Below are 7,483 nucleotides of genomic sequence, written 5' to 3'. Positions count from 1 at the left end.
GTATAAATATAGGCGATATGGACTCTGGAGAGATAACTTTTTTACTAGATAGTGAGTATGATATAGCTACAAGATCAGGAATTCACTGTGCACCTCTTGCTCATAAGACCTTAGGTACACTAGAACAAGGTGCGGTAAGGTTTAGTATGGGATACTTTAATACTAAAGAAGAAATTGATTCTGCAATAGAAGCACTAAAAGAAATCTCTAATAATAATTAAATCAAAAAGGTGGATAATGTCTAAATATTTTCAATGAAATTATATTTAGACATTATCCACCTTTTTTATAGACGAACTAAATTAAGTGCTGATGATATGATAAATGAATTGTTTATATGTTACATACTAATTGTCATTATTTCAGATTTCAAAGTGAAATATAAAATATTACTATATTTTTAGGTGAAAAGAGTAATTTTTAATAGAAATGATGAAAAAAATGTAAATTTAAATAGTGTGTTTAATATAAATATAAGTTATAATTATATTATGAGAAAATGCTTTCAAGGGGGGTTAGTATGGATATTCTTAGTTTAGGAGAGAAAATAAAAAAGCTCAGAAAAGAAAAAAATATGACATTGAAGGAGCTGGCTGGAGACAGAATTACTGCTGCACAAATAAGCCATATAGAAAGAGATAAGTCTCACACAAGCTACGAACTATTGGAATACCTATCTGGAAAACTAGATGTAAGTATTGATTACTTACTAGAGACAAAAGAAATGCAATCTAGAAAGATAACAGATAATTTAATACTACAAAGTGAAGTATATATAAAGTGTAATGAACTAGAAAATGCACAAAGACAAATAGCTGAAGTTATCGAGATATGCAAAAAATATGATTTAACAGATAACTATGGAAAATGTAATTTTCTATTAGCTACAATAAATTTAAAAAATGGTAATTATAGCGAGGCAGTAAGTGATTTTGAGAAGGCGCTTTACTTCTTTATTAAGGATAATGATACTGACAATATATTTAAATGTTATTTAAATATAGGGAATATATATATGAAAGATGGTTTCTATAAAGGAGCTATAAGTAGATTTGATTTTGCAGAAGATGTTTTAGATAAAAGTAAAAATGAAGGTGTTGAATCATATAAGGACTTATACAGCAAGATGGCATATTGCTACATAAAACTAGATAAGTCTGAGAAATCGTTAGAGTATATACAGAAAGTAGATAGCTTAGACAAGAAAAACAGCTCAATGGAAGAAGTTGAAATGATATCTTTAAAAGCAAATAACTTCTTAAACATGGGTAAATATGAAGAGTCTAAAGAATACTTCAAAAAAGCTTTAGATATTTTAGAAAAAGAAGATAATAAAACTGGTATGGCAAGTGTATACTTGACTATATCTGAGATATATAAAAAGCTAGGAAATAGAGATAAAGCCCTAGAGTATTCATATAAGGTATATGATATAAAGAAAGATTCAGAAGATGACTATATGATGACTGGACTATTTAAAATAATAGAAGTTTATGTAGAGAATGAAGAATATGAGATGGCAAAGAAATATTGTAAGATAGCCCTAGCTTCATCAATAAAAGGTAAGAATAAACTTAATGAATATAGAGCATTAAGATTCTACTCAGATATGTATAGAAAGCAAAATGAAAATAATCTAGCTATAGAGTATTTAAATAAGTGTATAAACATTATATCTGAAGTAGGTAATAATAAAATATTGGCAAATATATACATAGATTTAGGAGAATTATATTCGACTATATCAAAGGATAAAGAATTGGAATACTACCAAAAGGGAGTATGCATGTATAGAAACTTAGAAATAATTTAAAGAGACTCTTTTAAAGGAGTCTCTTTTATTTTTATAGAATAAATTATAGAAAATAAGGAGGTGGAGCAGATTAAAAAGATAATAGCAGTAGTAGTTTTATTATTAATTATATTTATTAACCCAAGTAAGAGTAAGATTTTTAATTTCTCACAAGGAAGTGAAGTCAATGCTAGAGAAATCAAAACTATTAGCACAAATGATAAAGTAGAGTATTCGGTATATGAAGGTAACTTAGTTTTATTTAATGATAAGAAAGTTTCTATAGTTAATGACAAAGGTGAAGTAATATTTTCACTAAAAAAAGAGTTAGAGGAGTGCAAAATAAGTAGTAACAAATATATAGATATATTGGCTGACGGTATGGCATTTAGTCTAGACAAAGAAGGTAGAACTATGTTTAAGCAAAATGTTCCACAGCAAACTATATTATATAAAAGCATAAATATGTACTTATTTATGACAATATATGAGAAAGATGGTAAAGAATATATTAAACTTCAGGATCAAGATGAAAGCTTGATAAAGGAAATCGAGTATTCAAATAGGATAACAGATGTAGAAGTATTAGAAGAGAAGATAGCAGTAGTAGGAATGAAAACCAAGGATAAAGCAAATAGTGAGGTTAACCTATACGATAAAACAGGTAACTTAGATAAATTGGTAGAATTTAAGGATATAATTATTGATTCTGTAGTAGTAGATAAATATATTTATTTACTATTTAGTGATAGAATAATTGTTTTAGATAGTAGCTTGAATGAAAAAAATAATATTAAGGTAAGTGAAATAAGCAATATAAGTCAAGTTGTAGATAACAAGTTATACGTATATTGTAAAGATGGACAAGTTGGTTATATGGAGAAAGATAAATATGAAAGTATTAAAAATAATGTAGATGTGCAGGGGATACAAGCAATAAATGAAAGTTATATAACATACGCAGAAAATACTATATACAATAACAAGAAAAAAGAAATAAAAAAATTTAAAGATAAAATAAAAGATGTTAGGCTAATTAAAGATAATACAGTGGCTGTAATTTTTGAAAATAATATAAAACTATTAAAGATAAATTAAATCAAATCTATGAATGTATTGAAATTATCTATAACAAGCAAAATAATCCTTGTGATAAAATAAAAGATAATAATTCTAAGGAGATGGAATGAAAATGATTATAGAAATAGATGCAAGAGGATTAGCTTGTCCAAAGCCTGTAATAAATACTAAAAAAGAGTTAGATAATATAGAAGAAGGTCTAGTAATAACTACAGTAGATAATGAAATAGCTAAAGAAAATATACTAAAGTTAGCTAAATCTATAAACTGTGAGACTAGAATAATCAAGGAAGAAAAAGATTTAATATCTATAGAGATAAAAAAGGGAGAAAATGTTATAATAAAAGAAATTAAAGATAGTAGCTTAGAGGATAAGTGTATATTCATATCTTCAGACAAAATGGGAAGTGGAAATGATGAATTGGGAAGTGTACTTATAAAAGGATTTATATATACACTAACAGAAAGTAAGCCTTACCCAAAATACATACTTTTAGTAAATGGTGGTGTAAAACTAAGTACTGAAAACGAAGCAACTGTAGAACACCTTAAGATACTTGAAGATGCAGGTGTTGAAATATTATCTTGTGGGACTTGCTTAGACTATTATGGTTTAAAAGAGAGCTTACAAGTAGGTACAGTTACAAATATGTATACGATATTGGATACAATGAAAAATTCATCACAAACTATATCTATATAAGAACTTAGAAGGCTACATAATTATTTATGTAGCCTTTATTTTAACAAAACTACTAAAATAAAATAGCAGAAAAGAGGTTAGTAAAATGCAAGAAATGTATATAGTATCATTTAGCTCGACACATCATGCAATAAGATCAGATAAACTATTTGGTGAAAATAGTATAAAATCTATAACACTACCAACTCCTAGAGAAATAACAGCGAGTTGTGGAATATCAATCAGATTCCAATATGAGGATATGGACAAAATATTAGAGATATTGGAAGCAAATAATGTTGAGTATAAAGGAATTTATAATATAAAGAAATTAGAAAACGGATCAAAGGAAGTAAATAAGGTAAGTTAGGAGGATTGATAATATGCCAATGAATCTTAAGGTAGGAGATATTGTAGAACTAAAAAAACAACATGCTTGTGGATGCAAAACTTTTGAAATAACAAGAGTAGGTATGGATATAAAAATAAGATGCACACAGTGTGATAGATTAATTATGTTAGATAGAGAGACATTAGAAAAAAGAACCAAGAAGATAATTAGTGAATAATCAAAAAAGGTTGGGAAAATAAGGTAAGATAAGTATCGGAATGTTCTAAGCTTTGATATAATTAAGGTAGATAAAAAATCTTTCAGGGGGGATTAATTATGGCTATCAAATATGCAAGAAGAATGGATGGATTAAAGGGGTCTGAGATACGTGAGCTTCTAAAGCTTACAGAAAATCCAGAAGTAATATCTTTTGCAGGGGGATTACCAGCACCAGAACTATTTCCAGTTGAAGAAATGGAAAAAATATCAGTGCTAGTATTAGAGGAACAAGGTAGACAAGCATTACAATATTCTACAACAGAAGGGTATAATCCTTTAAGAGCTCATATTGCAGATAGAATGAATAGTAAAAGTAAGACAAACGTTACCAAAGATGACATATTAATTACAAATGGATCTCAGCAAGGGTTAGATTTTGCAGGTAAGGTGTTCTTAGATGAGGGTGATGTAGTATTATGTGAAAGTCCTTCATATTTAGGAGCTATAAATGCATTTAAAGCATATGGCCCTAAATTTATAGAAGTTCCAACAGATAGCAATGGAATGATTATGGAAGAGTTAGAAAAAACACTACAAACTACAGAAAGAGTAAAAATGATTTATGTCATACCAGATTTTCAAAACCCTACGGGAAGAACTTGGCCAATAGAAAGACGTAAGGCTTTTATGGAAATAATAAATAAATATGAAATACCTGTAATAGAGGATAACCCATATGGGGAATTAAGATTTGAGGGTGAGAGCTTACCATCATTAAAATCGATGGATAAAAAAGGGCTAGTAGTATTCCTAGGGTCTTTTTCAAAAATTTTCTGCCCAGGGTATAGATTAGGATGGACTTGTGCATCAGAAGAAATATTGAGTAAGTTTATATTTGTAAAGCAAGGTGCGGACTTACAAGCCTCTACAATATCTCAAAGAGAAGTTAGTAAATTTATGGACTTATACGATTTAGATAAACATGTTGAAAATATAAAAGAAGTGTATAGAAAGCGTAGAGATTTAATGCTTAAAACTATTGCAGAAGAATTTCCCGAAGGATTGGAGTATACACATCCAGAAGGTGGATTATTTACATGGGTACAGCTTCCTAAGCATCTAGATTCAAAAGTAATAATGCAAAAATGCTTAGAAAATAATGTTGCATATGTTCCAGGAGGATCATTCTTCCCTAATGGTGGTAAGGAAAATTGCTTTAGACTTAACTATTCAACTATGCCAGAAGAAAAAATAGTTGAAGGTATTAAGAGATTAGGTTCAGTTTTAAAATCATTTATGGAAGAAAAGGCTGAAGCATAGAATATAAATAAGTTTATAATATTTTAGTATATAAAAAAAGGATGGTCATTAGACCATCCTTTTTTAGGGGAGATTGGGATGAAATATATTTAAGTTATGGGGGCTATATAGCTATATTATTATCTAAATAAATCAAATATATACGTATTAACATCAAAAAAAACTGTAATAATAAATATTAGACAGAAAATCAAATTGACAATTTTGTAAATGAATGATAAAATATGCAGGTATGAGATTTAAGTCTCATTTCTCTGCTCTACGAAGTAGAGCCGTTAAGTCCAAAGGGAGGTGAAAAAATAATGAAGAATTATGAATTAGTTTTCGTAGTAAAGCCTAATGCTGATGAAGAAGTAAGAGAAGCTGCACTAAACAAAGTTAAGGAAGTAGTTGCTACTGAAGGTGAAGTAGTTAAGGTTGACGTATGGGGAACTAGAAAATTAGCTTACCCAATAGCTAAGTTTACTGAAGGTTACTACGTATTAGTTAACTTCAACGCTGGTGTTGATGTTCCTAAAGAAATAGACAGAAACTTAAAGATAAACGAAAACGTAATAAGACACATGATAGTTGTTGCTTAATAACTAGTTTTATTATGAGAGTAGGATGGTGAATTTATGAACCATGTTGTATTAGTAGGTAGATTAACGAAGGATCCTGAGTTAAGATATATACCTGGAACAGGAACTGCTGTTGCCAGCTTTACTATAGCAGTCAATAGAGACTTTACTAAGAAAGATGGAACCAGAGATACTGATTTTATACCTGTAGAGGTTATGGGGAAATCTGCTGAGTTTTGTGCCAACTATATATCGAAAGGTAGATTAGTTGCAGTGCAAGGTAACTTAAGAGTAGATAACTACCAAACACAAACAGGCGAAAAAAGAACTTTTACTAAAGTAAGTACTATGTCAGTACAAGCTTTAGATAGTAATAAAAATAAATCGGACAACCCATATCCAAGTCAAGCTCCTAGCTTTGAACCGAGTTTTGAACCTCAAGGTTTAGATCCTCAAGGATTCCAAGCTATAGATGACGACGATATACCATTCTAGAAAAAGGAGGGAACTACTATGATAAACAAGAAGAGACGTAAGAAAAAGAGAGTTTGTCAATTCTGTGCTTCTAAAGATGCTAGAATAGACTACAAGAACACTCAAAGATTAACTAAATACGTAACTGAAAGAGGTAAGATATTACCAAGAAGAATCTCTGGAACTTGTGCTAAGCACCAAAGAGAATTAACAGTTGCAATAAAGAGAGCTAGAAACATAGCGCTTTTACCATACACATTAGACTAAGATTTATTAGACTAATACAAAAACGAGCCACGGGGCTCGTTTTTTTTATTATTTATATGGTTATAATTTATGATATAATATTTATATATTAAGGAGGGGGGCAACTGTGAGATTTGATAAAGGTTCAGAGATAACGAAGAATATAAAGATAGTAGAATGGATGAAGACGGAATTATTAATGAGTATAGGTGACTTATTTAATCTATTGTTTAAAGGAGTTAAACCACTAGATGAGGCACTTCAAGACACTCTAGCAAATATAGTTATGATAACGTATCTTTTAGCAAAAAGATTGGGGATAAGCTTCAAGGAAGTCGATTATAAAGTTAAAGAAAAGATAAAACTAGGAATAAGTGAAGACCACAGCGTAGAAAGATGGTATGGGGAACTATCTGAGTTAAAAAAACATATGGACAATAGGGAGTGATTCTAAATTGAACAATAAAGTTAAACTGTCTCAGACCTTAGGAATAATCATCGTAGCGATACTGTTAGCTTTAGCCACAGCAAAGGCTCCTATGTTAGGTATATTAGGATTATTTTTATCAGTACCATATGCTGTAATAAGTATATTATCTGATAATAAAAATTCGATTTTATCTATTATTGTGACGTTTTTAGTGCTTATGGTATTTGTAGACCCTATTTATGCTACTAATATATGCATATTGAGTGCTATACCTGGAGCTGTAATAGGAAGTATAGCAAGAAAGAATCTAGCAGAAGCTGAATACAATAAGTTTGAGCCTATATATGGC

At 29.6% G+C, this 7,483-nt stretch carries 12 protein-coding genes; all 12 read left to right on the top strand.

Annotated features, from left to right (window positions below):
• Positions 1-221 (top strand): aminotransferase class V-fold PLP-dependent enzyme (locus CHL78_RS19015; protein ID WP_116041715.1); only part of this gene is annotated, 221 nt, incomplete at its 5' end.
• Between the two features lie 299 nt (positions 222-520).
• A complete protein-coding gene (locus CHL78_RS19010; RefSeq protein ID WP_094366904.1) occupies positions 521-1,813 on the top strand; it encodes a helix-turn-helix domain-containing protein in 1,293 nt (430 codons plus the stop codon).
• A 60-nt stretch (positions 1,814-1,873) separates the two neighbouring features.
• Positions 1,874-2,890, top strand: coding sequence for a hypothetical protein (locus tag CHL78_RS19005; RefSeq protein WP_094366903.1), 1,017 nt, complete (start codon positions 1,874-1,876; stop codon positions 2,888-2,890).
• Between the two features lie 94 nt (positions 2,891-2,984).
• Positions 2,985-3,575 (top strand): sulfurtransferase-like selenium metabolism protein YedF, encoded by a 591-nt coding sequence (yedF, locus tag CHL78_RS19000; protein ID WP_094366927.1) that lies wholly within the window; start codon positions 2,985-2,987, stop codon positions 3,573-3,575.
• 85 nt (positions 3,576-3,660) lie between these two features.
• Positions 3,661-3,924 (top strand): DUF3343 domain-containing protein, encoded by a 264-nt coding sequence (locus CHL78_RS18995; RefSeq protein ID WP_094366902.1) that lies wholly within the window; start codon positions 3,661-3,663, stop codon positions 3,922-3,924.
• 13 nt (positions 3,925-3,937) lie between these two features.
• Positions 3,938-4,123 carry a DUF951 domain-containing protein gene (locus tag CHL78_RS18990; protein ID WP_094366901.1) on the top strand — a complete coding sequence of 62 codons (186 nt, stop codon included), beginning with the start codon at positions 3,938-3,940 and terminating at the stop codon, positions 4,121-4,123.
• A 98-nt stretch (positions 4,124-4,221) separates the two neighbouring features.
• Positions 4,222-5,424 carry an aminotransferase-like domain-containing protein gene (locus CHL78_RS18985; protein WP_116041713.1) on the top strand — a complete coding sequence of 401 codons (1,203 nt, stop codon included), beginning with the start codon at positions 4,222-4,224 and terminating at the stop codon, positions 5,422-5,424.
• A gap of 302 nt (positions 5,425-5,726) precedes the next feature.
• Positions 5,727-6,005, top strand: coding sequence for a 30S ribosomal protein S6 (rpsF, locus tag CHL78_RS18980; RefSeq protein ID WP_116041711.1), 279 nt, complete (start codon positions 5,727-5,729; stop codon positions 6,003-6,005).
• A 36-nt stretch (positions 6,006-6,041) separates the two neighbouring features.
• The gene (gene ssb, locus CHL78_RS18975) at positions 6,042-6,479 is read left to right on the top strand and encodes a single-stranded DNA-binding protein (protein WP_116041709.1); all 438 of its coding nucleotides are present in this window, start codon (positions 6,042-6,044) and stop codon (positions 6,477-6,479) included.
• A gap of 18 nt (positions 6,480-6,497) precedes the next feature.
• On the top strand, positions 6,498-6,725 hold the full coding sequence (gene rpsR, locus CHL78_RS18970) for a 30S ribosomal protein S18 (RefSeq protein ID WP_042277459.1): 228 nt from the start codon (positions 6,498-6,500) through the stop codon (positions 6,723-6,725).
• Positions 6,726-6,831: 106 nt separating this feature from the next.
• Positions 6,832-7,152 (top strand): MazG-like family protein, encoded by a 321-nt coding sequence (locus tag CHL78_RS18965; RefSeq protein WP_094369572.1) that lies wholly within the window; start codon positions 6,832-6,834, stop codon positions 7,150-7,152.
• A gap of 7 nt (positions 7,153-7,159) precedes the next feature.
• The coding region (locus CHL78_RS18960) for a DUF2232 domain-containing protein (protein WP_116041707.1) at positions 7,160-7,483 on the top strand (324 nt) is incomplete at its 3' end.

This window comes from Romboutsia weinsteinii (assembly GCF_002250835.2).
GTDB classification, from domain to species: Bacteria; Bacillota; Clostridia; order Peptostreptococcales; family Peptostreptococcaceae; genus Romboutsia_A; species Romboutsia_A weinsteinii.
This window is presented reverse-complemented; position numbering and strand designations above follow the sequence as displayed.